This window comes from Flexivirga lutea (assembly GCF_054778955.1).
Map to the genome: position 1 here is coordinate 1,241,471 of NZ_BAAGZB010000001.1, position 23,352 is coordinate 1,264,822.

General features: G+C 67.4%; 19 protein-coding genes, 4 tRNA genes and 1 pseudogene. 16 read left to right on the plus strand and 8 right to left on the minus strand.

Going from position 1 to position 23,352, the window contains the following annotated elements; genetic code table 11:
- Window positions 1-36 precede the first annotated feature (36 nt).
- The 4 genes from ACYVBN_RS05770 (at window position 37) to ACYVBN_RS05785 (ending at window position 523) form a co-directional block, all read left to right on the plus strand.
- Window positions 37-109, plus strand: a tRNA-Gly gene (locus tag ACYVBN_RS05770).
- Between the two features lie 51 nt (window positions 110-160).
- Window positions 161-231: transfer RNA gene (locus tag ACYVBN_RS05775), tRNA-Cys, on the plus strand.
- Window positions 232-340: 109 nt separating this feature from the next.
- Window positions 341-413, plus strand: a tRNA-Gly gene (locus ACYVBN_RS05780).
- 35 nt (window positions 414-448) lie between these two features.
- A tRNA-Val gene (locus tag ACYVBN_RS05785) sits at window positions 449-523 on the plus strand.
- 987 nt (window positions 524-1,510) lie between these two features.
- Here the strand turns inward: ACYVBN_RS05785 and ACYVBN_RS05790 are convergent.
- Window positions 1,511-1,873: a hypothetical protein gene (locus ACYVBN_RS05790; RefSeq protein WP_460599668.1), complete on the minus strand. Its 363-nt coding sequence runs from the start codon at window positions 1,871-1,873 to the stop codon at window positions 1,511-1,513.
- A gap of 374 nt (window positions 1,874-2,247) precedes the next feature.
- Here ACYVBN_RS05790 and ACYVBN_RS05795 point away from each other — a divergent pair, with 374 nt between their 5' ends.
- On the plus strand, window positions 2,248-3,366 hold the full coding sequence (locus tag ACYVBN_RS05795; protein ID WP_460599669.1) for a three-Cys-motif partner protein TcmP: 1,119 nt from the start codon (window positions 2,248-2,250) through the stop codon (window positions 3,364-3,366).
- Between the two features lie 7 nt (window positions 3,367-3,373).
- Here the strand turns inward: ACYVBN_RS05795 and ACYVBN_RS05800 are convergent, their stop codons facing one another.
- Window positions 3,374-4,135, minus strand: a complete 762-nt coding sequence (locus tag ACYVBN_RS05800; protein ID WP_460599670.1) for a DUF5131 family protein — start codon at window positions 4,133-4,135, stop codon at window positions 3,374-3,376.
- Window positions 4,136-4,488: 353 nt separating this feature from the next.
- On the opposite strand from ACYVBN_RS05800, the gene ACYVBN_RS05805 reads away from it, so the two are divergent.
- Window positions 4,489-6,348 (plus strand): hypothetical protein, encoded by a 1,860-nt coding sequence (locus ACYVBN_RS05805; protein ID WP_460599671.1) that lies wholly within the window; start codon window positions 4,489-4,491, stop codon window positions 6,346-6,348.
- A gap of 128 nt (window positions 6,349-6,476) precedes the next feature.
- Here ACYVBN_RS05805 and ACYVBN_RS05810 read toward each other — a convergent pair whose 3' ends face one another.
- The 3 genes and pseudogenes from ACYVBN_RS05810 to ACYVBN_RS05820 form a co-directional block, all read right to left on the minus strand.
- Window positions 6,477-7,055 (minus strand): hypothetical protein, encoded by a 579-nt coding sequence (locus ACYVBN_RS05810; RefSeq protein ID WP_460599672.1) that lies wholly within the window; start codon window positions 7,053-7,055, stop codon window positions 6,477-6,479.
- Between the two features lie 236 nt (window positions 7,056-7,291).
- Window positions 7,292-7,765 (minus strand): tyrosine-type recombinase/integrase, encoded by a 474-nt coding sequence (locus ACYVBN_RS05815; RefSeq protein ID WP_460599802.1) that lies wholly within the window; start codon window positions 7,763-7,765, stop codon window positions 7,292-7,294.
- Window positions 7,766-7,934: 169 nt separating this feature from the next.
- Window positions 7,935-8,234: pseudogene (locus ACYVBN_RS05820) on the minus strand (site-specific integrase); the annotation flags it as partial.
- Window positions 8,235-8,995: 761 nt separating this feature from the next.
- Between ACYVBN_RS05820 and ACYVBN_RS05825 the strand changes: the two are divergent.
- A complete protein-coding gene (locus tag ACYVBN_RS05825) occupies window positions 8,996-9,778 on the plus strand; it encodes a C40 family peptidase (protein WP_460599673.1) in 783 nt (260 codons plus the stop codon).
- 566 nt (window positions 9,779-10,344) lie between these two features.
- On the plus strand, window positions 10,345-11,313 hold the full coding sequence (locus ACYVBN_RS05830; protein WP_460599674.1) for a C40 family peptidase: 969 nt from the start codon (window positions 10,345-10,347) through the stop codon (window positions 11,311-11,313).
- Window positions 11,314-11,660: 347 nt separating this feature from the next.
- On the opposite strand, the gene ACYVBN_RS05835 is transcribed toward ACYVBN_RS05830, so the two are convergent.
- The 3 genes from ACYVBN_RS05835 to ACYVBN_RS05845 all read right to left on the minus strand — a co-directional run bounded on the left by ACYVBN_RS05835 (window position 11,661) and on the right by ACYVBN_RS05845 (window position 14,796).
- Entirely contained in the window at window positions 11,661-13,991 is a 2,331-nt protein-coding gene (locus tag ACYVBN_RS05835; protein ID WP_460599675.1) for a heavy metal translocating P-type ATPase, read from the minus strand.
- 77 nt (window positions 13,992-14,068) lie between these two features.
- Entirely contained in the window at window positions 14,069-14,344 is a 276-nt protein-coding gene (locus ACYVBN_RS05840; protein WP_460599676.1) for a heavy-metal-associated domain-containing protein, read from the minus strand.
- Window positions 14,345-14,457: 113 nt separating this feature from the next.
- The gene (locus tag ACYVBN_RS05845) at window positions 14,458-14,796 is read right to left on the minus strand and encodes a metal-sensitive transcriptional regulator (RefSeq protein ID WP_171157418.1); all 339 of its coding nucleotides are present in this window, start codon (window positions 14,794-14,796) and stop codon (window positions 14,458-14,460) included.
- Window positions 14,797-15,060: 264 nt separating this feature from the next.
- Here ACYVBN_RS05845 and ACYVBN_RS05850 point away from each other — a divergent pair, with 264 nt between their 5' ends.
- The 8 genes from ACYVBN_RS05850 to ACYVBN_RS05885 are packed head-to-tail and all read left to right on the plus strand — an operon-like array spanning window position 15,061 to window position 23,341.
- Entirely contained in the window at window positions 15,061-15,411 is a 351-nt protein-coding gene (locus ACYVBN_RS05850; protein WP_171157420.1) for an NADH-quinone oxidoreductase subunit A, read from the plus strand.
- Between the two features lie 59 nt (window positions 15,412-15,470).
- The gene (locus ACYVBN_RS05855) at window positions 15,471-16,739 is read left to right on the plus strand and encodes a hypothetical protein (RefSeq protein WP_460599677.1); all 1,269 of its coding nucleotides are present in this window, start codon (window positions 15,471-15,473) and stop codon (window positions 16,737-16,739) included.
- Window positions 16,736-17,680: a complex I subunit 1 family protein gene (locus tag ACYVBN_RS05860; protein WP_460599678.1), complete on the plus strand. Its 945-nt coding sequence runs from the start codon at window positions 16,736-16,738 to the stop codon at window positions 17,678-17,680. Before ACYVBN_RS05855 ends, ACYVBN_RS05860 begins: the two co-directional genes overlap by 4 nt.
- Window positions 17,677-18,213 (plus strand): NADH-quinone oxidoreductase subunit J, encoded by a 537-nt coding sequence (locus tag ACYVBN_RS05865; protein ID WP_440283725.1) that lies wholly within the window; start codon window positions 17,677-17,679, stop codon window positions 18,211-18,213. Before ACYVBN_RS05860 ends, ACYVBN_RS05865 begins: the two co-directional genes overlap by 4 nt.
- Window positions 18,210-18,515, plus strand: coding sequence for an NADH-quinone oxidoreductase subunit NuoK (locus ACYVBN_RS05870; RefSeq protein WP_440283724.1), 306 nt, complete (start codon window positions 18,210-18,212; stop codon window positions 18,513-18,515). Before ACYVBN_RS05865 ends, ACYVBN_RS05870 begins: the two co-directional genes overlap by 4 nt.
- Window positions 18,512-20,389: a proton-conducting transporter transmembrane domain-containing protein gene (locus tag ACYVBN_RS05875; RefSeq protein WP_460599679.1), complete on the plus strand. Its 1,878-nt coding sequence runs from the start codon at window positions 18,512-18,514 to the stop codon at window positions 20,387-20,389. The genes ACYVBN_RS05870 and ACYVBN_RS05875 overlap by 4 nt, the downstream gene beginning before the upstream one ends.
- A gap of 4 nt (window positions 20,390-20,393) precedes the next feature.
- Window positions 20,394-21,884: a complex I subunit 4 family protein gene (locus ACYVBN_RS05880; protein ID WP_460599680.1), complete on the plus strand. Its 1,491-nt coding sequence runs from the start codon at window positions 20,394-20,396 to the stop codon at window positions 21,882-21,884.
- On the plus strand, window positions 21,881-23,341 hold the full coding sequence (locus tag ACYVBN_RS05885) for a proton-conducting transporter transmembrane domain-containing protein (RefSeq protein WP_183320236.1): 1,461 nt from the start codon (window positions 21,881-21,883) through the stop codon (window positions 23,339-23,341). The genes ACYVBN_RS05880 and ACYVBN_RS05885 overlap by 4 nt, the downstream gene beginning before the upstream one ends.
- The last annotated feature ends 11 nt before the right edge of the window (window positions 23,342-23,352 follow it).

Genomic DNA, 23,352 nt, shown 5'->3' on the forward strand with positions numbered 1-23,352 from the left:
CGGCGCGTGCACGACGCGTTTCGCGTCGGGTTGCAGGCGGACATAGCTCAGTTGGTAGAGCGCAACCTTGCCAAGGTTGAGGTCGCCGGTTCGAGCCCGGTTGTCCGCTCTGGTGCACGGTTCCCGAGTCTCTTCGCGAGGCTCGGGAACCACACCGCACGGTGGAGTGGCCGAGAGGCGAGGCAACGGCCTGCAAAGCCGTCTACACGGGTTCAAATCCCGTCTCCACCTCGTGAACCAGGACTGCCAAAGCGTTCCGAGAGGGTCGTTTTGGAGGTTGGGCAGGGTGTCGGATAGAGTTCTGATCCGTTGCCCCGGCTGACGAAGTCAGGGTTGACAGGCGGACATAGCTCAGTTGGTAGAGCGCAACCTTGCCAAGGTTGAGGTCGCCGGTTCGAGCCCGGTTGTCCGCTCTGCGATTGTTGTATCGCATGTGTTGTCACACATTGGACGATTGGCGCAGCGGTAGCGCGCTTCCCTGACACGGAAGAGGTCACTGGTTCGATCCCAGTATCGTCCACCAGCATGAAGCAGCCCCTGACCTGCGAAAACGCAAGGTTAGGGGCTTCTCAATTTCGGGGGTGCACTACTTCTGCGCTACTTGGGACACGGATCTTAAACGACGTCGGCTGGGTCGTGAGCCGTCCCTCGGCGGGAACAGGTCCGAGTCCGCAGTGGAGACTGAAGCGCTGGTCTTGCCCGCTGTGGGTACCGCCCAACGACCAGGCCATCTCTAACGGGTCCCTTCGCTACTGGCTCAAGGTCGAAGTCCCGCGGCGACGCTTGCGCATCCACGATGTGCACCCTACTGACCCCGGTTCTCGGTCTGGCTGGGCCGGGCAGGAGGGGCCGGTGGATCGCCGTGCAGATGGCAGCCGAACCCACGATGTGCTACAAGCCGGGCGCGCCGCTGGGATGCCGATGCGGCGGCGAAACTGCCGCGGCCTACCGTGACAGGGCTGGGCTCGCGAGGGCTTTCGCCTTAAGGCTTTCCCGGCCCAGCATCCGGAACCGACTACGCGGCGGTATGACGCCTGTCCTATACGACCTTGCGACGGAAACTGCTCCTCCATTCATCGAGTGCCACCACAACGGCCCAGGCCACGCGCCAGCACCTTCACTGACTCCGACTCGTGCTCGCCGATTCGAGACATGGACTTCGTTTGTGCTCAATTGGTCTCGGGGCCAGGAGTTTCGCTGCTGGCACGCTAGTTCAGCGCCACGGTGAAGCGGCTGCCTTGAGCGCGCATAGCCTCTAACCGGTGAATCCCGTTGATCACTTAGCCAGCCGTAGCGCAGATCGGCTCGACGAGGAGAGATCCAAGCGCCCATCGGTCGTCGGCTGCCCACGCGTGGGAGATGCGCTCGATCTGGTCCGTGTCGGGGAACGCGTCCCGTGCGAACAAGTCGAGTGCCGCGCGGTTAACGGTGGGCCAGTCAACGCGCGCCGCCAGTGCTCGAGTTGACCCACGGTAACTAGCTTCCGCTCGAGCCTGGTTCACATCGATCACTACCCATCGTGCGTCGAGCCCGTGCCTGCGGCTTTGACCGGCTCATAGATGCGGCGCGCAACCACGGCCTTCGCACACGAGTGAGACCCCGCTGGGGCCGCGACGACATCACCGTCGTGCCCAAGATCGACCGGGTCGACTTCATAGAGATACGTATTCGGCTGATTCCAAGGCATCGTTCCAAGCACCTGCAGCGGATCGGAACCGTCGAAGCGCGAGACATAGACACGATCGTCGCGATACCAGGAATACAACCTGTAGTTTTCGTCGGGAGCAAAGGTGCGCGGTCGCTTGCCGGTGACAGTCGGCGGGAGTACTTCGGCTCCGACTGCAAGGTCCGTGGGCGAACTGTGAAGCCACATGAGGACAACCTAGAAGCTGACGCTGACAGCGCGCCGGAAGGCCACGGATACGCGGTTTCGGTGGCAGCATGCGTCCGCGGTGGAACGCCACACGTTCAGACGCCGCGCCAAGACCTCGATCCCCAGCTCCATCAGTTGCCGCCGATACGATGGCCAGGAAGAAGCGCCCCGAGCCGGCGGTGCACCGGGCCACAAGGGGGAGAGCATGCCGACCGTCGCGAACCGAAGGTCCAGCCTCAACGCGGCCAAGGGGGCGAAGGACGGCATGACCGCCCGGTCGAACAGCGGCTCGACCAGCCTGACCGCTCCATGCGACACGCAACCGTGCCAAAGGCAACAGGTGACGCGGCAGGTCAGCGAGCAAGGAGACGATCGTGGCCAATGGTGACAGCCTCCCGACCGTGTGGCAACGGCCAGCACACACCATGGTCAAGCATGACATCCTGGTCCGCTACCTCGGTGCGTGGTTTGCCATCTTCGGGCGCAGCCCCTATCACTCGAGCGTCAATATTCTGGATGGGTTCGCCGGACCCGGACAATACGCGAACAATGAACCCGGCTCGCCCGTGCTGACACTGCGGGCGTTGCTCGATCATCAGGCGTTCGCCGGCTTCGGCGACACCCAGTTCACGTTCGCGTTCAATGAGTGGAACAGCGAGCGGTTCGCCTCATTGCAGACCGTCCTCGCCGAGCTTCAGGCAAGCCGAACGCCGTGGCCGAAGAACATAGAGGTAAAGGTCGAGAACCAGAACTTTCAGGAGTTGGCGCGCGGCATCCTCGATGCAATCCCGTCCGGTCACCAGCTCGCGCCGACCTTCGCCTTCATCGATCCGTTCGGGTACAAGGACGTCCCGATGTCGTTGATCCGCGACCTCGTCAGCCATCAGTCCTGCGAACTGTTCATCTACTTCGACTTCAACAGCGTCAATCGGTTCGCGAACGCGGGCAACGTCGACCCCCACTTCACTGCACTGTTTGCTTCCGACGAGTACAAGAACGCGCCCCCGAAGGATCAGGGTCGTGCCGAGTTCATCCACGATCTCTACGAGCGGCAGCTGCGCAAGGAGTGCAACTTCGCCCACATCTGCAGCTTCAAGATGGTCACGAGCACCGGGCATACCGGCAGTTACCTCTTCTTCTGCACGCGGAACGACCAGGCCTACGACAAGATGAAACAGGCGATGTGGGCCCTGGCCCCAGGTGGTGGTTACGAGTTCGATGACAGGCTCGCGGGTCTCCAGGTCCTCTTCGGCGACGATGCCAACACAGGCCCGCTTCAGGACGAGCTGGCTCAGCACTTCGCCGGCCGGACCGTGCCGGTTCAAGAGATCATCGACTACGTGATCACCGAGACGCCGTTTCACAGCGGTCAGGTCAAGATGAAGACCCTCAAGCCGATGCAGGCGGCCGGGCGCATCTCATCGCCCAATCAGAAGAGGAAGGGCACGTTCCCGGATGGGACTCGCATCGAGTTTCCCATCCGGGGCGACTAGAGCTTGTCTAAGCCGGCGCCACAGCCAGTTGCGGCATATCGTCCCAGGTGCGGCCTTCGAGTTGCCGTCCGTTGGCCTTCGGTGTCCGGCCTCCCCACTGCTTGAAGAAGAAGGACACTCCGGCCCGAACACACTGGTCGCGGATGTCCTCGACCCAGGCCGGGTCCATCGGCCGCGCCCGCGGCCCCGATTCGCCGCCGGCGATCACCCAGTCGATGCTCTCGAGGTCCAGCCCCGGTAACGCGGTGAGGAGCGGCTCGCACGACAGGAACCGCGTGGCTGCCGGGACCATGCGGAGGTGGTCGATCCGGTCGGTGACGTCGAACGACTCCACCGACACGCCCATCCAGAGGTTGTCCGGCCAGTCGAGTCTGTCGGAGATCCTCGCTGTACGGTGCGCGCGCTTGGTCAGCACCTGGTAGGTGTGCTGCGGCGTCTCGCGGATCACGTCGAAGACGTCGCGGATGAAGTCGAGCGGCACCTTGGCGTGGAAGAGGTCGCTCATCGAGTTCACGAAGACGACCTTTGGTGTGCGCCACTTCAGCGGTTGTTCCAGTGCGCGTGGATGGATCGTGACGCCGAAGCCGGGGCCGGAGGTCCTGGGGTCGCCGTCGTTCTGGTACTTCTCCGCGCCCATCGCCTTGAGGCGTTTCGCCAGCGCCAGTGCGTAGCAGTTGTCGCACCCGGCGGCGACCCGGTCACACCCGGTGACGGGGTTCCAGGTGACCTCGGTCCACTCGATCGCGCTATTCGTGGCCAACGACTTCACCTCTTCCTTCTGTGAGCGTAGCCGCCACGACGGGGCGACCCGACCTGAACCACCGCACGCTTCAAAAATCTCATCAGACACACGCGTCACTGCCGCGCGATGCCGATCGTTTCATCCGGCGCAAACATGCTCTTGCCCATGACGGCCGAGTCTGAATCCGACTCCACTGTCGCTCACGCGGCGGTGTGACGCACTCGTCGCCGCTATCCGAGCGGGTCACAGCCATACATGAAGAGAGGCCGAGCTGGGTCGCGGGCAAGCCGCCGACAGGCGACAAGTAAGCGACCTGGGAGGCTGTGGTTCGGTTCCCCTACGGTGGTCCCGATCAAGAATCATTCAGGGAGGGCGACGACATGGTGGGACGCGTCGAGTGGGGTGCTCTCGAGGGAAACGAGGTCGAGACCGTTCTCGCGAACCTGATCTACAACGACAACAGTCGCGCGGTCCGCGTGCGACCCGGCCAGGGCGACTTCGGGATCGACATCCTCATCCCCTCGACTGAGGAACCCGTACCGTGGGACATCTACCAGGTCAAGAAGTACTGGCAGAACCTCACGTCAGGTCAGAGGACCAAGATCACCGAGTCGTTCTCCCGCCTCCTCATCGGACTCGTCCGCGAGAACCTGAAGATCAACGACTGGTACTTGGTCACCCCGTTGGACCCAACCGTGATCAAGGACCTCAAGGGCTGGTTCGCAGATCTGCCCGAATCCGCTATCAAGCACGCCAAGAAGCTCAAGCAGAACCCGCTCACCGCCGACGAAGAGGTGTGGGTCCGTGCGTGGCTCGACGCCCCCGGACGCAAGATCGAGTGGAAGGGCCTGCCGTTCTGCGACAACCTTGCGGCAGACTACCCGTACGTCGTTGACTACTACGTTCACGGCGGGCGCCAACGCCTCCGTGACGCCACCGACTCGGTGGCCGGCCTCCTCGCCGGGGACATGAAGGCACGCGAAGCGCTGAACTCGGCTCCAGGGGACGGTTCCGCCGCGCTCCTGGAACCAGTGGAGATGATCGGGCACCTCACCCTCCTAGACGAAGTCCTCGACACAGACCCGCACTACATCTACGGCCACGCGATCAGCCCAACCCAGCCAGACCTTCTTGAGTACGAGCCGAACCTCGTCGCAGCGGCTCAGCGGACCCTGCCGAATGGCAAGTGGCTGACCTTCAAGATCTACCAACGCTCGCCACAGTCCCTCGAAGAGCGACCAATCCCGATCAAGCTGGAGTTCACCTCCGACGGCGGCACCACGGAGATCAAGGACTTCGAGACATGGCAGAAGTACGGCAGGCCGTTCGAAGCACCCGCACGCGTTTCCGTTGACTTGCCTGGCGGACTTGGCGCGACCGATAAGGAAGGCGTCGTCTCCGTACCTGCACTGCACTCCAGTGACAACTACCAGCTACGCATGCGGATCGTCGCCCCGGACGACGAGGTACTCGCCGAACTCGAGTTCAGGATGACTTCCACCGTCGGTCTGGAAAAGAAGGCCGCATTGGCTTCGGGGAAGGACCCGTCAGGAGCGCTGGAGAACAGCGGCTTCTACGAAGCGGGACTCGGAGAAGCGCAGCAGGTGAACTTCACCCTCGAGCCACTCGCCGGACTCGTCGCGGCCAAAGTCCAACAAGCAGTGACGTTCGCACGGCACCTTGAAGCACCTAACCGCATCCAGCTCGCCGGACCTGTTGGGACGTACAAGGACCTCGTCGAACTTGACTGCGCGGAGGGCATGGTTCCGCCGTCGGTCGACCGGTTCGTGTCGTCACTGGCAACCATCCAGATCCGAACGGCCCAGATCATCCAGATCCCCGACATCACCGAGATGACAAAGGGTGACGTGAAGAAGGTCCATCGCGCTGCCGCGCTGATCGATGGGTCCGTGCACATCGCAACCTGGGACCGGGCCCAGATTCACGGCGTTGACCCCGGCACCATCAGCGCTGGCGAGCACCTCCAGATCCAGATGGACATCCCTCTGAATGTCACGATCGACGGGACCGCCTTAGAGCTCGGCACAGTCGAGCAGACCGTCGTGTCAGGAACCGTCGTTTCGGTCGATGGCACAACCGCGGTCCTCGAACCGAACCTCAACGATACGGTGTACGAACGACTGATCGAAGCTCCGCGACCGGGCGATGCGCCCGTGGGCAATGTCGCCGTTCGATGCCGCCCCTACCCGGAGGCTCCGAGCGATCCGGCAGCTGAGTAGCCGGCGCGAGCTGGCCCGCGCCGATCGCTTTCGTCGAGCCTGATCGATCCGCTGTGCCACCGTGCCGGCGGCGGATCCATTGGGGGGTCGAACTCTCTGACCACCCGTCTCGGATACGGCTGAGCCGGTCAGGGTGACGCATCAGCTTCTGCCTTCCGCTCGGCGACCTGCTGGGTGAGAGGTCGAGGCGGAGCTGTCTGGATCTGGAGCCGCAGTTGCTCCCTCAGGTACCCCTCGAGCACCTCCAGGCACGCGAGCGCTGCATCGTGGTGCCGGTACCGGGGGTCGATTAGATAGACGGGGCGTTGGCCGGGTGTGAGGCGGACGATCGAGTCGAAGTTCACAACGAAGTCGAGGTACTCGTCGTTCACAACATGCGTCCATCTGTTCCGCGCCTCGTGAAGGTCCGGAATCTGGGCGTCGAGTTCAGTAAGCGCGTCGCGGAGCGTGGCTTCATCGAAGAAATTGGCGACGGTACTGGTCAGGTCTCGTAGCCGGCCGAGTTCATAGACGTGGTACCAGAGGTCGTTGGCAGGGACATCGGTGAAGTTCACGACTTCTGCCGGCGTCCCCTCTAGCAGCAGCGGCGCGTCGGTCCCCGCAGCCAGGATCCGTTCGCGCTGAAGTTCCAGGCCTCGCCGGACAGCGCGTGTTCCTGACAGGTACCTGGGAACAGCCGTTACGGGGTCCTTCTTCTTGCGTGACATGGCGGTTTCCGTTCAGCGATGGGTGACCAACTTTGCCGCATCCCACCGACGTTGACCTAGCGGATCACGTTGCATGGGCCTCACGCGATCCCGGCAGTAAGCCATCTTGGTCACATGGATCGCGACGGACACGGGCGAGACGCCCACCGCTGACTCCGCGCGACGAGATGCACCCTGTCAGTCGTACGGGGCACCCCGCGTCATGCTGGGCGGATCAGGCGTTGTCGGGTGGTTGCTTAGACGCCGGCGACGTAGGCGGTGAGGAAGTGGACGCCGTGGCGGTCGAGGTTGCCGCGGGCGCGGTCGTAGTGCTCGGTGGTGCGGGGGTCGGCGTGCCGGGCCAGGATTTGCGCGTCGCGTAACGGGACTCCGGCGTCCAGGACATTGGTGATCGCCGCGTGGCGCAGGGAGTGTGGGCTGATGTGTCGTGGGATCGCGGCGGCATGAGCGATGCGGGTGACCATTCGGTATACGTCGCGCCGGTCGACGGGTTTACCGGACAGTGGTCGCAGGATCAGTGGTCCGGTAGTGCGTTGACCGCGGCATGCTTCCAGGACCCGCAGCACCGGGATGGTCAGGGGCATGGTGGCAGGCTTGTTGCCCTTGCCGACCAGATGCAGCACCCGGTATCCGCGCAGGGTGTCGGTGTAGTCCTCGATCCGGACCACCGCGGCCTCTGAGGCCGCGTAGCGCGTTGATGCCGAGCAGATACGCCAGGGCGCCGTGGTGGACGGTGATGGTTTGGGAGACCTGTAGGAACCGGATCAGTTCGAGCCGGTCGAGTCCTTGGGTGCGGGTTTCGTCGCGGTGGATCTTGGGCAGTCGGGCGTACACGGCGGGGTCGGAGCTGATGAGGCCGTCGATGTGTGCGAACCGGAAGTATCCGCGTATGGCGTGCATCATGGTGTTGATCGAGGAGTCCATCAGGCCGCGTTCGCCGAGGCTGCGGATGTAGAGCTCAACGTGAGCTCGCTGGATACGGGTCAACGGTTCCAGGCCGTTGGCTTTGCACCAGGTAAACCATTCCCGTAGCTGGAAGGCGTAGAGCGTGTGCGTCCGCCCGGAGTACCGAGCGAGGAAAGAGACTGCCGCCAACTGGGCGCTCGACATTGTCGCCGGCTGAAACGGCGACATAGTGGTGGTGGACATGGGGGTACCTCGCGGCGACCAGGGACGCATCCGGTGGCGCGTGCCGCCAACGCGGAGCCGGGCACTCGGACACCAACGACGCTACGTTCCTCCGACCGGCGACGCACCCACGAATGTGGCGGCGGTAGGACCCACTGATCGCGGCAGATCCCCGAAGTCGCACGTTATGCGGCAGGCGGTCTATGGAGGGCTCGCGTTGCGTTGTCCGGGGCTCGGTCAGAGGCTGGGTGACCGCATTCGCGGCGTCGGACCGCGATTAGGACGCGACCGAAGGCGTGGCACGTGGCAGGCTGCTGGTTGGGGCAGTCCGATACAGGTGCACTTGGCACACGGCAGGGCACGTCGTGTCCGGGACCGGCGGTCGGGAACGGGTGAGGCCCCTCCATGTAGGTGCGGACGCGGTCCGCGCGTGGAGCGCTGCGCGTGCACGCCGTCTTGAAATATGAGACAGGTGGTGTCTCATATCCGGCCGGGTTGTGCGGGCTCTTTCGATTTCCGCGTTGTTGGTGCGGATCTTCGCCAACCGGCGGAACGCCGCGGAATTATTACGGAATGGTCACGGCCTCGCGGTAAGCGTTGATCGCGAGAGCCGCCGGGGGCTGCCGACGGCCTATGCACGGATACCTGGGAACAGCTTGGGAAACGGCGTCGCATGCGCCATAGTCGGTGACCGTGCCGCCGGCGCTTCGGGGAGTCGGCTGCGTGAACTGGGTGGGGCACTCGGCCCCAGGGCAACGGCGCCCGAGCCCGCATCGTCATCTATTGCAGTCCACCGGAAGGTCCTTTGCCTCATGGGTTCGTACTCCCCGCGCCACCTCAAGCGTGAGCCGAAAGTTCTGAACAAGGTCGGTCGCCGCAGCGTGGCCGTCGTCGCCGCGGGCGCCGTCGTCGTACCGCTGGCCGGCATGGAGAGCGCCTCTGCCGCTCCGAGCGCCGGTCTGGCGCAGGCAGGTCACGTGCAGGCCGCCGGTCACGTCCAAGCCGCAGCGGGTCACCTCGCCACTTCCGTCCGCCTCGGTCCGACTGTGCAGTACGGCTCCCGCGGCGCCGCTGTGAAGACCGTCCAGCGCAAGGTCGGCGGCCTCGCGGTCGACGGCATCTTCGGCCCGCGCACGAAGGCCAAGGTCAAGTCGTTCCAGCGCTCGCACCGGCTTGTCGTCGACGGCATCGTCGGCCGCCACACCTGGACTGCTCTGGGCGGCTACGGCGGTGCGCCGACGACCAAACCGAAGCCGGCACCGAAGTCCAACTCCTCGATCGTGTCGATCGCGATGGGCCTGCGCGGCACGCCGTACCGTTGGGGCGGTACCACCCCGGCCGGTTTCGACTGCTCGGGCTTCACCCAGTACGTCTATCGCCAGGCGGGCAAGAGCATCCCGCGGACCGCGTCGGCGCAGGCGGCCGCCGCGACGCGCGTGTCCAACCCGCGCCCCGGCGACCTCATCTTCTGGGGCTCGCCGGCGTACCACAACGGGATCTACCTCGGGAACGGCAAGATGATCGCCGCCCGTACCCCCGGCACCGTGGTCAGCGTGCAGAACCTGTGGGGCAGCCACTACTTCGCCCGCATCTGAGCTCGGCGCCTAGGCGCCACACAAGGACGAGAAGCCCCATCGGCCCCGGAGGTCGGCGGGGCTTCTCGCCGCCGTAACGCGCGCGGCAATCGGCACCGCGACTTTGCATGTACAGCCATCTCATATGCTGAGATTTACTGAGACGTGTTCGAGTTCGGCGTGTTGTTCGAACAATTTTCGCGTCGTGGATGTTACAAGCCGGTCACGACCGCCCCTTTCGTTGAAATTGCAACACTGGGCCACTTCCGCTCCGCCAGCCCCGCCAATTCACTTGAATCACACCAGTCACAACCGCCACCTGGGCCCATCCGTACCCAGGAATCGCGTCTTTCACAGACGTAGTGGCACCGGCATAGTCAGTGCTCGTGCAGCGCCTGCTTCGGGGAAGGAGTAAGGCGACATCGGGGGATGCCACGGCACGCGTGACATCCCCTTTGCGCGTTTCTGGACTGAATGAGCACCGAGAGGGTCACATGACCACGATCACTACTCCGAGACATCGCAAACCACGGCCTGGCCTGTCAGCCAAGGTCGCCCCGGCGATCACCTCCCGCAAGGGGTTGGTGGTGACTGGAACGCTGCTCAGCGTCCCGGCCACCGCTGCCAGCCTCGTGCAGGCCGCTCCGTCGTATGCCGATCCCGGCAGCGGCACGAGCGGTGCGTCAGGGCAGCGCAGCAGCGCATCGACGAGCGGTGTGCGCACCGCCGCGCCGACCACCGTGGTTACCGTGCGCTACGGATCAACAGGCAGCTACGTCAAAACTGTGCAGCAACGGCTGGGCGGACTGGCGGTCGACGGCATCTTCGGGACACGCACGCTGGCGAAGGTCAAAACCTTCCAAAGCGCGCATCGCCTCGTTGCTGACGGCATCGTCGGACCGTTGACCTGGACGGCCCTCGGTGGCTTCCCGGGCTCGACGCCAACGCCACCCACACCGCCACCGTCGTGCAAGGTCTCCGTGCTTCGGTATGGCGCCACCGGCTCGTACGTCTCCAGCGCCCAGGGCAAGTTGGGCGGGATCGCGGTCGACGGCATCTTCGGCGCCGGCACGCTGTCGCGGGTGAAGTCGTTCCAGAGCAGCAAGGGCCTCGTCGCGGACGGCATCATCGGTCCGATGACGTGGAACGCGCTGGGCGGCTTCCCATGCGGCACCGACCCGACGCCGACTCCGCCACCCCCGCCGTCGACCGGTGAAGGCCTCTCAGCAGTCGTTTCGATCGCCCAGAAGTACCTGGGTATTCCGTACGTCTGGGGCGGCTCCACGCCGTCGCAGGGCTTCGACTGCTCAGGGCTCACGTCATACGTCTACAAGCAGGCCGGCCTCTACATCCCCCGGACGGCCAGCCAGCAGCAGGCGTACATGAAGAGAACCACCAGCCCGCAACCGGGTGACCTGGTCTTCTTCGGCTCACCGGCGACCCACTCGGCCATCTACGCCGGTGGCAACCTGATGATCTCCGCCGACCACCCCGGCACCGTGGTCAAGAAGGAAAACATGTGGACGACGCCCACGAACTACGGCACGTTGCGCTGACGCACCGGCGCGACTCCGGTCCACCCACGCGGCCACGGTCACTCCTTCGAGTGGCCGTGGCCGCGTCTTTGTGGTGAGGACACCCCGAGCCGCGTTGATTGGTATGGCGGGGAGTGCGATTGGAATCGAACCGGACTGCTACCGGTGCGAGCGGGACGGCGAACTGCGCGCCCTCGCTTTGCGACGATGGTGCGCATCGGCGAAGTTGGGTCGTCAGTCTTGACGGCGGTCCGTGAGGGTGCGGATGGCGCAGCGCGCGAGACAGGCCGCTGCCCACCAAGCCACGGCGCTGGCCCCTCGCGCCGCAGTCTGGCGGTGCGAAAGGCCAGCAGGCGAACGTGTGATTCTCATAACGACGACCGGAACCCTTTGAGCCGGAGGCTGTTTGAGACCACGGAGACGGAGGAGAACGCCATGGCGGCTCCGGCGAGCATGGGGTTGAGTAGCCCGACTGCGGCGATCGGGATCGCGATCACGTTGTAGCCGAATGCCCAGAAGAGGTTGCTCTTGATGACGCCGAGGGTGCGCCGGGACAGGCGTATGGCGTCACCGGCCACCCGCAGGTCACCGCGTACGAGGGTGATGTCGCTGGCCTCGATGGCGACGTCGGTGCCGGTGCCCATCGCCAGGCCGAGGTCGGCCTGCGCGAGTGCCGCGGCGTCGTTGACTCCGTCGCCGACCATCGCGACAACGCGTCCGTCTGCCTGCAATCGCGTGACCACGTCGACCTTGTCGGCGGGCAGCACCTCCGCGTAGACGTCGGCCTGGTCGATGCCGACCTGGCCGGCGACGGTGTGCGCGACGCGTTCGTTGTCGCCGGTCAGCAGGATCGGGCGCAGGCCGAGATCGCGCAGCCGGCGGATCGCCTCCGCGGAAGTGTCCTTCACCCGGTCGGCCACCACGAGCACCGCACGAGCCTGCCCGTCCCAACCGACCGCCACCGCGGTCTGCCCACGGCCGGTCGCTTCGTCGAACGCGGCTTGCAACGTGTCGTCGAGATACTGCGACCACTGGTCCAGCAGCTGCGGGCGACCGACCAGCACCGCGTGGCCGTCGACGATGCCCTGCACGCCGAGGCCTTCGATGTTGGCGAAGTCCTCGACCTGGCCGAGTTCCCCGGCTTCGCGTGCCGCGTCGGCGATGGCGCGCGCGATCGGGTGCTCGGAGGCGTCCTCCAGCGCGCCCGCCATACGCAACACGAATGCCGGGTCCTCACCGGCGGCTACGTGCGTGTCAGCGAGGGTCATCTCACCGGTTGTGACGGTGCCGGTCTTGTCCAGCACGATGGTGTCGACGGTGCGGGTCTGCTCCAGCACCTCCGGGCCTTTGATGAGTATGCCGAGCTGGGCGCCTCGGCCGGTGCCGACCATCAGCGCGGTCGGGGTGGCCAGGCCTAGGGCGCACGGGCAGGCGACGATCAGCACCGCAACTGCCGCGGTCAATGCGCCGGCGGCACCGGCACCCGTGATCAGCCATGCTGCGAACGTGCCGACGGCGATGGCGATCACGACGGGCACGAAGATGCCCGAGATGCGGTCGGCGAGCCGCTGGACGGCGGCCTTGCCGGTCTGGGCGTCCTCGACCAGCCGGGCCATCTGCGCGAGTTGGGTGTCGGATCCAACCCGCGTCGCGGCGACCACGAGCCGGCCGGACGTGTTGACGGTTGCCCCGACGACCGCGTCGCCGGCCGCAACCTCGACCGGGAGCGATTCTCCGGTCAGCATGGAGGCGTCCACCGCCGAGCGACCTTCCTCCACGATCCCGTCGGTGGCGATCTTCTCGCCCGGCCGGACGACGAAGCGGTCGCCGACGGCCAACTGTGACACCGGGATTCGCTGCTCGACACCATCGCGAAGTACGGCGACATCACGAGCGCCCAGGTTGAGTAACGCCCGCAGCGCCGCGCCGGCGTTGCGTTTGGACCTGTGCTCCAGGTAGCGGCCGAGCAGGATGAAGGTGATGACTCCGGCGGCAGCTTCGAAGTAGATGTTCGAGGTGCCGTCGCTGCGTCCGATGGTCAGCTCGAAGGGGTGGCGCATGCCCGGCATACCAGCGTTGCCCCAGAAGAGCGCGTAGACCGACCACGCGAAGGCTGCGAGCGTGCCCATCGACACCAGGGTGTCCATGGTGGCGGCGCCGTGCTTGAGGTTGGTCCACGTTGCGCGGTGGAAGGGCAGCGCGCCCCAGACCACCACGGGCGCGGCCAGCGTCAGCGAGAGCCATTGCCAGTTGTCGAACTGCAGCGCGGGGATCATCGCCATCGCGATCACCGGGACGGAGAGTATGGCGGAGACGATCAGCCGGTCGCGCAGCGATGTGAGCGCAGCAGCGGCGTCACGGTCGGCGCCGTCGCTGGTCGAGTCGGCGGTCTCGGGTGCACTCGCGTCAGACGCCAGCGCCGGCTGCGGCAGCTTGGCGCCGTACCCGGCAGACTCGACGGTGGCGACAAGATCGTCGGTGGTGACGGTGTCGCCATACGTGACCTTCGCCTTCTCAGTGGCGTAGTTGACCGTGGCGGTCACGCCGTCGAGCTTGTTGAGCTTGCGCTCGATGCGGTTGGCACACGAGGCACACGTCATCCCGGTCAGGAGCAGCTCGACATCGGTACCTTGGGAGATTTGGTCAGGGACCGCCGCTTCAGTAGCGGTGGTTGTCGGCGAGTCAGTGGTTGTGCTCATCGGCTCCTCCTTTGTCCTCTATTGCGTTGGGTGTCTGGCCCGCCTGGTGCGGATAGCTCCGCCCAGCCGGGCGGAGCTCAGACGAGGGCGTAACCGGCCTCGCGGACGGCCGCTTCGACCGTGTCGTGGGGGACGGGCTTGTCGGATTCGAAGGTCAGCTTGCCGGTGGACAGGTCGACCACCACGTCGCGGACGCCCTCGATCGCGGCGACCTCTTCGGTCACCGATGCCACACAGTGACCGCACGTCATACCCGTGACCGTGTAGGAAGCAGGCGCCGTACCGATCGCGACCGGTTGGGCGGTGTCGGTGGTGTCGGTTGCCTCGGTGCCGCAGTTGCAGGAAGTGCACATGGTGATGGGTGTTCCTCTCGTTGAATTTCTTGGTGGTACGTCTTCAGGTTGGGTAGCTGGACCGCTCGCGAAGGTGGTCCGGGTGTCGCCTGTGGGATGTGGCGTGTTTCGGTTCAGCTGCGGACCAGTCGGGAGATGGCGTCGGAGGCTTCCTTGAGTTTCTCGTCTGCCTCCGGACCGCCCTGGCGTGCCGCGTTGACGACGCAGTGCGCCATGTGCTCATCCAGCAGCCCGAGCGCCAGCCCCTGCAGGGCCTTGGTCATGGCAGAGACCTGGGTGAGGATGTCGATGCAGTACTGCTCTTCCTCGACCATCCGCTGCAGGCCGCGGGCCTGCCCTTCGATGCGTCGCAGCCGCTTCAGGTAGGTGTCTTTGGTCTGGTTCGCGATATAGCTGTGCTGGGAGGTGCCGGCCTGTGGTGGGGCGTCGGCGGTCGTATCGGTCTTGGTCATCGTCGGCCCCTTCGTGGGTGGGATAACAGTCTCAACATCATACCCCCTTGGGGTATTCCTGATTGCTGATCATACATTACCCCCCTAAGGTATAAACGAGTTACGCTCTCACCGACGCAATGTGACGTCGGCGTCGCAATCGGGTTGGTGACCGAGAGCCTTGGGTCGCAGCTCACTTTCGACCCGCCGAAGAGTTCGGCGGCCGCGAGAACCGCGAGCTGTTGCTGTGACTGGGACGATCAGTGGACACGAAGGGAGCAGGTGATGGGCGACTTCGTCAGCATCCTGGCCGCGTTGGGGCTCGTGCTGCTCGCCGCGGTCGTGGTCCTGGTCGCCCACCGCCTGCTCACGGTGGGCACGACCAGTGAACCGGTGGCGCCCTACCTGTCTGGTGCCCGGCCGACGGAGCATGCGTTGTCTCGCTACCACGTGCGCTGGTACACCCTGACGTTGCTCTTCCTGGCTTTCGATGTGGAGATGCTTTTCATGTACGCCTGGGCGCTGGTGGTCGCAGAGATGGGCGCGGGCGCGGTGGTCGAGATGTTCGTCTTCCTCGGGTTGCTGATGGCGGGGGTCGTCTACGCGTGGCGGGAGGGTGCTCTGCGATGGGTTTGAGGACCTCGGCCCAGCGACTACTCGCGGGGTGGGCTGCGCGCCGGCCACATGTACTCCTGGTGACAGCGCCCGGCGGAACTGCCGCGCGGCTGGCGGTCGAGGCACAGGCCCGCGCGCTCGGCGGTGTGCTCACCGGTGAGCCTGCTGACGCGGACGTGCTGGTCGTGGCTGGCTCGTCTGACGGTGAGCTGGCCGACGCGGTTGGGGTGCTGTGGAGTCAGATCCCGGCCCCGAAAGTTCGCGTCGACGTGCTCGATTCCGCGCGTGCGGCAGCGTTGCTGTCGGCCGGGATCCATCGGCTGGCCAGCACACCCGACGCGGGTGCCGAGTCGACTGAGCAGGTCGAACCCATGGGCGAGCACGTCCACCAACAGGAAGCCGAGATGGGACACGAGCACGGCGGTGATGGTGGGCATGGTCACGGTGGGCACACGGATGCTGAGCAGGGCGGTCACGAGCACGGGGGGCATGACCACGGCGGCATGCAGATGCCCGGGGGGCTGATGATGGCCGACCGGGCACCGGACCGGGACGGGCTGAAATTGGATGTACTGCATGTCGCGCTGGGCCCCGTGCTGCCGGCGTGGCCGTCCGGTCTCGTCATCGACGTCGAACTGCAGGGGGACGTGGTGCAGGGCGCGGAGGTACGGGTGCTGGCCGGGGCCGGAGACGCGATGCGATTCTGGGCCGACGGCACCGGGGTGGCGGCCGGGCGCCGCCGGGCGGCGGCGCATCTGGACTCTGTGGGCCGTCTGCTGGAGGTCGCCGGGTGGTCCGGCGCGGCCGATCGGGCCCGCGGGCAGCGCGACGCGCTGCTCACCGAAACTGGCGAGCCGGTGGGCGAGGCGCGAGAGGAGTTACGCCGCCTGCGCCGCCGGGCGGAGCGCTCGTGGGGTCTGCGCCGATCACTGGCCGGGCTGGGTCGTCTTGGCCATGGTGACGTCAGCCGACTCGGCATGTCGGGTCCGGCCGCGCGAGCGGCCGAGCGCGGTGGCGACGTGTGGGCAAGGCTGCAGACCTGGCTGGTGGAGGCCGACCTGGCCCTCAGCAGCGGCCCGGTGGCACCGGCCGAGGGCCCACGCGGGAGGCCTGGCCGCGGCTCGGACGCCTTGGTGGCGGCCGCCGCGCACTTGATGCCCGGGCTGGACCTGGGTGACGCACGGCTGGTCGTGGCGAGCCTGGATCCCGACCCCGACGACCTGCACTCCACCGGGGTCGCCGGCGACCGGGATCCGCATTCAGGTCACGGCGGAAACGGCCATCATGACGAGGGCCCCCACGGCATGCCCGGGGGCACCAACCACCAGCACGACGGGCACGTCGCATGACAAGCCTCGTCCAGCAGGCATCGGCCTGGTCGGTGCTGCCCGCGGTCGCCATTGTGCTGTCGGCGGCGGTGGTGGCCGGCTCGCTGGACGCGGTACTCGACCCGCGGCGCGGCCCGGTGTCTCTGAGGAGACGGGTACTGCGCCCGGTGTATGAGGCATCCCGGTTGCTGCTGGCTCAGCGGCGGTCGACGACGGCACCGGACCGGTTGCTGTGGGGCATCGGTGTACTCACCCCGTTACTGGTGGCGGTGATGATGGCGCCAGTCGTCCCGCTCGGCTCCGCGGTGGTGAGCGACCTGGGTGTGGGATTGGTGTGGTTCAACGCGATGGACGTGCTGCTGTGGGCGGGATGGTGGCTGGCCGGGTGGGGCCCGAACAGTGTGTATTCCCTGGTCGGTGGCTACCGGTTTCTTGCCCAGGCGCTGGCGTACGAGTTGCCGTTGATGTTCGCTCTCACGGCGCCCGCGGTCGCCGCCAGCAGCCTGTCGGTGCCGCAGATCGTGGCCGCCCAGCAAGGTAGGTGGTTCATTGTGCAGATGCCGCTGGCCGCAGTGGTGTTCGCCGGGTCGGTGGCGGCGTTCAGCGCGTGGGGGCCCTTTGCGCACCCGGCCGGAGCGGACATCGCCGGTGGACTGCTGGTCGAGCAGTCCGGGCCGGCCCGGCTGCTGCTGCGGTGGGGGCAGTACGCCCTGCTGGTCGTCGGGTCGGCGATGACCGTGGCGCTGTTCCTGGGTGGCGGGGCAGGCCCGCTGCTGCCTGCCTGGTTGTGGACCCTGCTGAAGAGCGCTGCGGTGCTGGCCGTGTTGTTGGCGATGCGCCACCGGATGCCGGTATGGCGCCCGGACCGGTTGATGCGCCTGGCGTGGCTGGTGGTGTTGCCGCTGGTGCTCGCGCAGCTGCTTGTGGTGTCGGTGCTGGCCGCGGCCGGAGGTGGATCGTGACTCTCGCGGTGTTCATCGTGCTGGCCGTGATTGCGATCGCCTCCGGCGTCGCGGTCTTCGTGGTCGATTCCATGGCGAGGGCGACGTTCGCGCTGGCCGCGTCGTTCGTGGCCGTCGGTGGGGAGCTCATCCTGCTCACGCTGGACTACCTGGGCGTGGTCACCATCTTGATGATGGTCATGGAGATGGCGATCATGGTCGTCTTCATGGTCATGTTCATGATGAACCCGGCCGGGTTGATGCCGATGTCGATGCTGCACAACAAGCGCGGCGCGCTGGTCATCGCGGCCGGCACGTTCGTGCTGCTGGGCGCGGGTGCGGTGCTGGTGCCGTGGCCGGCGCGGCGGGGCGTCGTGCCCGCCGATCCGACCCGGATGATCGGCGAGGCGATCATGGGCCCGCAGATGCCCGTCATGGTCGGCATCTCGGCCGTACTGTTCGCCACCATCGTCTCCGCGCTCGTGCTCGCCGTCCCGCACGGCCGCTACCACCAGACCGATGACCGCGCCGATCGCGGGGAGGCCGGCCGATGACGCTGCAGTTGTTCCTGCTGCTGGCGGCTGCCCTGTTCTCCGTCGGCCTGTTCGGCGCGCTCAGCCAGCAGTCGGTCGTGATGGTGATGATGGGGCTGGAACTGATGGTCAACGCCGTCATCGTCGCCGCCGCGGCGTTCTGGTACTTCCTGGCGCCCTCGGCGCCGGACGGTCAGGTGCTGCTGCTGGTCGTCATCTCCGCGATGACCGTCGAGATGGCCATGGGCTTCGCCGTGGCCACCCTGCTGTTCCGGGCCAGCGACGTCGACATGACCGACATGGCCGCGGAGCTGAAACGGTGAGCGCGCTGCTGTGGGCGCTGGTGCTGCTGCCCGCTCTGGCCGGGGCGGGCCTGCTGGCGGCACCGCTCGGTCCGAGATTGCTGGCCCGGGCCGTCGAGCGAGCGACGCCCGCGGTCGGGATCCTGGTCGCCGCCGGAGTGCTCGGCCTGGGCGTTGCCGCCGCAGCCGTCCGGCCGGCCGCGTCAGCGCCGTTCCTGGCCGGCGACCCGCTCACCCTGGCGGTCGACGGGCTATCCGCCGTCGTCGTCGTCACGGTGGCCGCGGTCAGCCTGCTGGTGCTGGTCTTCTCGGCCGGCGCAATCCGGCACCACCGGTCCCGCTTCTTCGGGCTGATGCTGGTCTTCGTCGCCGCCGTCCTCGTCACTGCCACGGCCACCACGCTGCTCGGTCTGCTGATGGCGTGGGAGGTGATGGGCGCCACCAGTTACGCGCTGATCGCGTTCGACTGGCGGCGCGAGGTGGCGGTCGGCTCCGGCACCACCGCGTTCGTGGTCACCCGCGCCGGCGACGTCGGGCTCTACCTCGCCGCCGGAGCGGCCCTGGCCGTCGGTTCCGGCAGCACGCCGGGGCTGTCGCTGGACCGGCTGGCGCAGCTGCCGTCCCCGTGGCTGCACGTTGCGGCCGCGGGAGTGCTGGCGGCAGCGTTCGGCAAGGCCGCTCAGCTGCCGTTCTCGTTCTGGCTGTCCCGGGCGATGGAGGGGCCGAGTCCGGTCTCGGCGCTGTTGCACTCGGCCGCGATGGTGGCGATGGGCGGCTACCTGCTGCTGCGGCTGCATCCGTTGCTGCTCGCCGCCGGGTGGGCGGCGACCACCGCGGCCTGGGTCGGGGCGGCGACCGCGCTGCTGCTGGGCGCGGTGGCCATCGCCCAGGACGATCTGAAGCAGCTGCTCGCGGCGTCCACCAGCGCCCAGCTCGGGTTCGTGGTGCTCGCGGCGGGCACCACCGGGCCGGGCGCTGTGAGTGCCGGACTGGCGCACCTGGTCGGCCACGCGTCCACCAAGGCGCTGCTGTTCCTGGCCGCCGGGGCCTGGCTGGCCGCGCTGGGCACCAAGTCCCTGCCGGCGCTGCGCGGTGCCGGGCGGGCCTACCCGTGGGTCGGCGTCACCTTCACTGTCGCGGCGCTGGCCCTGGCCGGGGTGCCGCCGCTGACGCTGTGGGCCACCAAGGAGTCCGTCCTCGCGGCCGCCCGCGAGCAATCGATCGCGTTGTACGTGATCGGCTTGGCGGCCGCGGTGGCTTCCAGCGCGTATGCCGGCAAGGCGCTCGCCCTGATCTGGCGTCGCCTGCCGGATCATCCGACGGGCTACGACACCGAGCAGGCAGGCACCCGGCAGGTCGCCTGGGTCGAGCGAATCCCGTTGCTACCCCTCGCGATCGGTGCGGCCGGCCTCGGGGTGCTGGTCGTCCCGGCAGTGTGGGCAGCGGTCGACCCGGACGCGCCGACGCCGACAGCCGCCTCCGTCGGGGAACTGGCAATCTCCATCGTCCTCGCGGTCCTGGTGACCGGCCTCGCGCTGCGCTGGCCGCAGCGCCTACCGGCGCCCGGATGGGCCCGCAGCTGGCTGCATCTGGAGCAGGTTGCGCACGCTGGGGTGCTGCGCCCGACGCTGCGGCTGGCCACCCTACTGGCCCGGGGCGACGCCGCCTTGGAGACGGCGGTGACCGGCACCGGCCACGCGGGCCGACGGCTGGCCGACCACGCCGCGGCGATCGACGACATCGGGGTCGGTGGCGCGCTGCGCGGCGTCGTCGCTGCTGCCCGGCGGGGCGCCGGCGTGGCGCTGCGGCCGCAGACCGGGCAGCTGCACCAGTACTACGCGCAGGCCTCGGTCGGTTTGGCCGTGGCCGTCCTCATCGTCTGGTTGGCGAGGTAACCCGTTGCTGTCCCTGCTGATCTTCGCCCCCGCCGCGGTCGCCGCGGTGCTGCTGCTGGCCCGGGTGCCCGACCGGGCGGCCCTGTGGGCCTGGCTGGTGACCGGGCTGGTCACCGTCGGCCTCAGTGTCGGCATGTGGGCGGCATACCTGCACGGCCACCGGCCGGGCCGGTTCGGGTTCGTCCAGCGGGTGCCGTGGATGCCCGGCGTCGGCTCCAGCTATCACGTCGGGGTCGACGGGCTGAGCCTGCCGCTGCTGGCGCTGACCGCGGTCGTGTTCACCGCGACCGCGGTCTACTCGCTGCGCGAACGGCAGCGGCCACGCTCGTACGCGGCGTTGTTCCTGGCGCTGCAGACCACCAGCCTGGGGGTGTTCTCGGCGCTGGACCTGATCGTGTTCTTCGTCTTCTTCGACCTGTCGATCGTCGGGATGTACTTCGTCATCGCCGGCTGGGGGCACGGCCCGGCGCGGCGCCGGTCCGCGCTGTTGTTCTTCCTCTACACCTTCACCGGGTCCCTGGCCCTGCTGCTGGGGTTCATCGGCCTGTATGTCGCCTCCGACCCGCACACCTTCGACATCGCCGAGTTGGCCGCGCATCCGCCGTTGACCGGGACGGGTCCGGCCGGGCCGCTGGTGCTGGCAGCGATCGCACTCGGATTGGCGATCAAGACCCCGACGGTGCCGTTCCACTCCTGGCTGCCGCCGGCACACACCGACGCGCCGGCGGCCGGGTCGGCGGTGCTGGCCGGGATCCTGCTGAAAATGGGCACCTTCGGCTTCGTGCGGATCGCGATGCCGCTGCTGCCCGACCAATGGCGCACCTATGCCTGGGTGTTCGTCGGGGTGGGCGTGGCCTCGGTCCTCTACGGTGCGCTCGTGGCACTGGCCCAGGACAACTTCAAACGGCTGATCGCCTTCACCAGCGTCAACCACATGGGGTACATCCTGCTCGGGCTCGGCGCCGCCGGCCTTGCCGGTGACGCCCACGCCCGGTCGGTCGCCGTCACCGGTGCCATGGTGCAGATGGTCAGCCACGGGCTGATCACCGCCGCCTTGTTCCTGCTGGCCGGTGTGCTGCTGGACCGCGGCGGCAGCTACGACCTGACCCGGTATGGCGCCCTGGCCGGGCCTGCGCCACGGTTCGCCGCACTGACGACCGTCGCGGCATTCGCGAGCCTGGGGCTGCCTGGCTTCAGCGGCTTCATCGCCGAGTTCCAGATCCTCGCTGGCAGCCTCGGCCCGGCCACACCGGCAGCCGCGGTCGCCGCGCTGGGCATCGTCCTCACAGCCGGCCTCTTCCTGTGGGCTATCCACCGGCTCTTCCTCGGCACACCACGAACCGGACAGGTCGCGTTCGCGGACCTGTCCGCTCGCGAACTGTGGGCCATCGGGCCGCTGCTGGCCCTGTCCGTGCTCATCGGCGTCTTCCCGCAGTCCCTGCTCGGCGTTGTGACGCCCGCCGCGGATCACCTGATCGCGCTGGTCGGCCGGTGACCGCGCACGAGGACCCGGCCGCGTTCGCACCCGAGCTCATCCTGCTCGTCGGTGCCGTGGTCGCGCTGCTGACCGGCTCGTTCGTCCGCCAGGAGCGGCAGTGGAGCGCGCAGCTGGTAGCCGCCGTCGCGCTGGCCGGGTCGCTGGTGGCCGGCGCCACGGCGGGCGCTTCGGGGCAGACGCTGTATGCCGGCAGTTACGCGATCGACGCCGCCACGTTCGCCGCCCGGCTCATCGTGCCCGCCGCGGCGCTGCTCGTGTTGGGCCTGTCTGCCGGGCGGGTGCGCGGCAGCGCCCGGGAGAGCGAGTTCGCAGTCCTGGTGCTGCTGGCCAGTCTCGGTACCATCCTGCTGGCCGGCAGCACCGACCTGCTGTTGCTCGCGGTGGCCTATCTGCTGGCGTCCATCCCGCTCTACGCCCTCGCCGGCTGGGCCCGTGACCCCGCTGGCGCCGAAGGGGCGCTGAAGACCTACCTGTTCGGTGTACTGCTGGGCATCGTCATGTTCCTCGGGATCGCGGTGCTGTTCGGGCTGGCCGGATCCACCTCGTATGCCGACCTGGCCCAGCGCCTGCCCGGCGCCCCACCCGCGGCCCTCGCCCTGGGAGCGGTGGCCGTGTTTGCCGGACTGCTCTTCAAAGCCGGCGCGGTCCCGGTGCACTTCTGGGTGCCGGACGCCGTACAAGGTGCCACCACCGGTGCCGGGGCCTTCCTGACCACTGTCCCCAAAATCGGGGCGCTGCTCGCCCTGTACCGGTTCGTGCTCGTCCTACCCGACGACGCCATCAACTGGCGACTGCTGCTGGCACTGCTGGCCGCGGCCAGCATGACCCTGGGTAACCTCGCCGCCTTCCGGCAGGACGATCCGGCCCGACTGCTGGCCTACTCCACCATCAGCCAGGTCGGCTACCTGCTCATGGTCGTCGTGGTCGCCGATCCGGTCGCCGGCTCCGCACCGCTGGCCGCGCTAATCCTTTATCTGGCGGCATACGCAGCAGCCAACCTCGGCGCGTTCGCCGTCATCGCCGCACGCCCCGGGCCCTCCACACTGACGGACTACCGCGGGCTCGCTCGCCAGAGCCCAGCCCTGGCCGGCGTCCTCGTGGTCAGCCTGTTGGCCCTGGTCGGTACCCCACCCACTGGCGTGTTCACCGGTAAGCTCACCGTCTTCGCCGCCACCTGGGACGGCGGCTGGGCATGGCTCGTGGTCATCGCCGCCGTCAACACTGTCGCCAGCCTCTACTACTACCTGCGTTGGATCGCTCCCGCGTTCGCGCGCCCCGACCCAGCCACCGGACCGGCCGCCGGCCCGTCGGTGCCGGGTAGTCCGCGGGAGGCGCTGGCCTGGCCCGCGCGGTGCGTGATCGCCGCGGCGGTCACCACCGGATGCCTGGCCCTGCTGATCGGCATCGTGGCCGACGGCGTGCTGGACATCGGATCGGCCGCTATCAAGTGGTGAGGACCCAGGCT

Bases quoted from the DNA above. Each gene is read 5' to 3' on its own strand.
- ACYVBN_RS05835 (WP_460599675.1), bottom strand. From the start codon at position 13,991: ATGAGCACAACCACTGACTCGCCGACAACCACCGCTACTGAAGCGGCG.
- ACYVBN_RS05870 (WP_440283724.1), top strand. From the start codon at position 18,210: ATGACGCTGCAGTTGTTCCTGCTGCTGGCGGCTGCCCTGTTCTCCGTC.
- ACYVBN_RS05860 (WP_460599678.1), top strand. From the start codon at position 16,736: ATGACAAGCCTCGTCCAGCAGGCATCGGCCTGGTCGGTGCTGCCCGCG.
- ACYVBN_RS05840 (WP_460599676.1), bottom strand. From the start codon at position 14,344: ATGTGCACTTCCTGCAACTGCGGCACCGAGGCAACCGACACCACCGAC.
- ACYVBN_RS05850 (WP_171157420.1), top strand. From the start codon at position 15,061: ATGGGCGACTTCGTCAGCATCCTGGCCGCGTTGGGGCTCGTGCTGCTC.
- ACYVBN_RS05810 (WP_460599672.1), bottom strand. From the start codon at position 7,055: ATGTCACGCAAGAAGAAGGACCCCGTAACGGCTGTTCCCAGGTACCTG.
- ACYVBN_RS05790 (WP_460599668.1), bottom strand. From the start codon at position 1,873: ATGTGGCTTCACAGTTCGCCCACGGACCTTGCAGTCGGAGCCGAAGTA.
- ACYVBN_RS05825 (WP_460599673.1), top strand. From the start codon at position 8,996: ATGGGTTCGTACTCCCCGCGCCACCTCAAGCGTGAGCCGAAAGTTCTG.
- ACYVBN_RS05805 (WP_460599671.1), top strand. From the start codon at position 4,489: ATGGTGGGACGCGTCGAGTGGGGTGCTCTCGAGGGAAACGAGGTCGAG.
- ACYVBN_RS05845 (WP_171157418.1), bottom strand. From the start codon at position 14,796: ATGACCAAGACCGATACGACCGCCGACGCCCCACCACAGGCCGGCACC.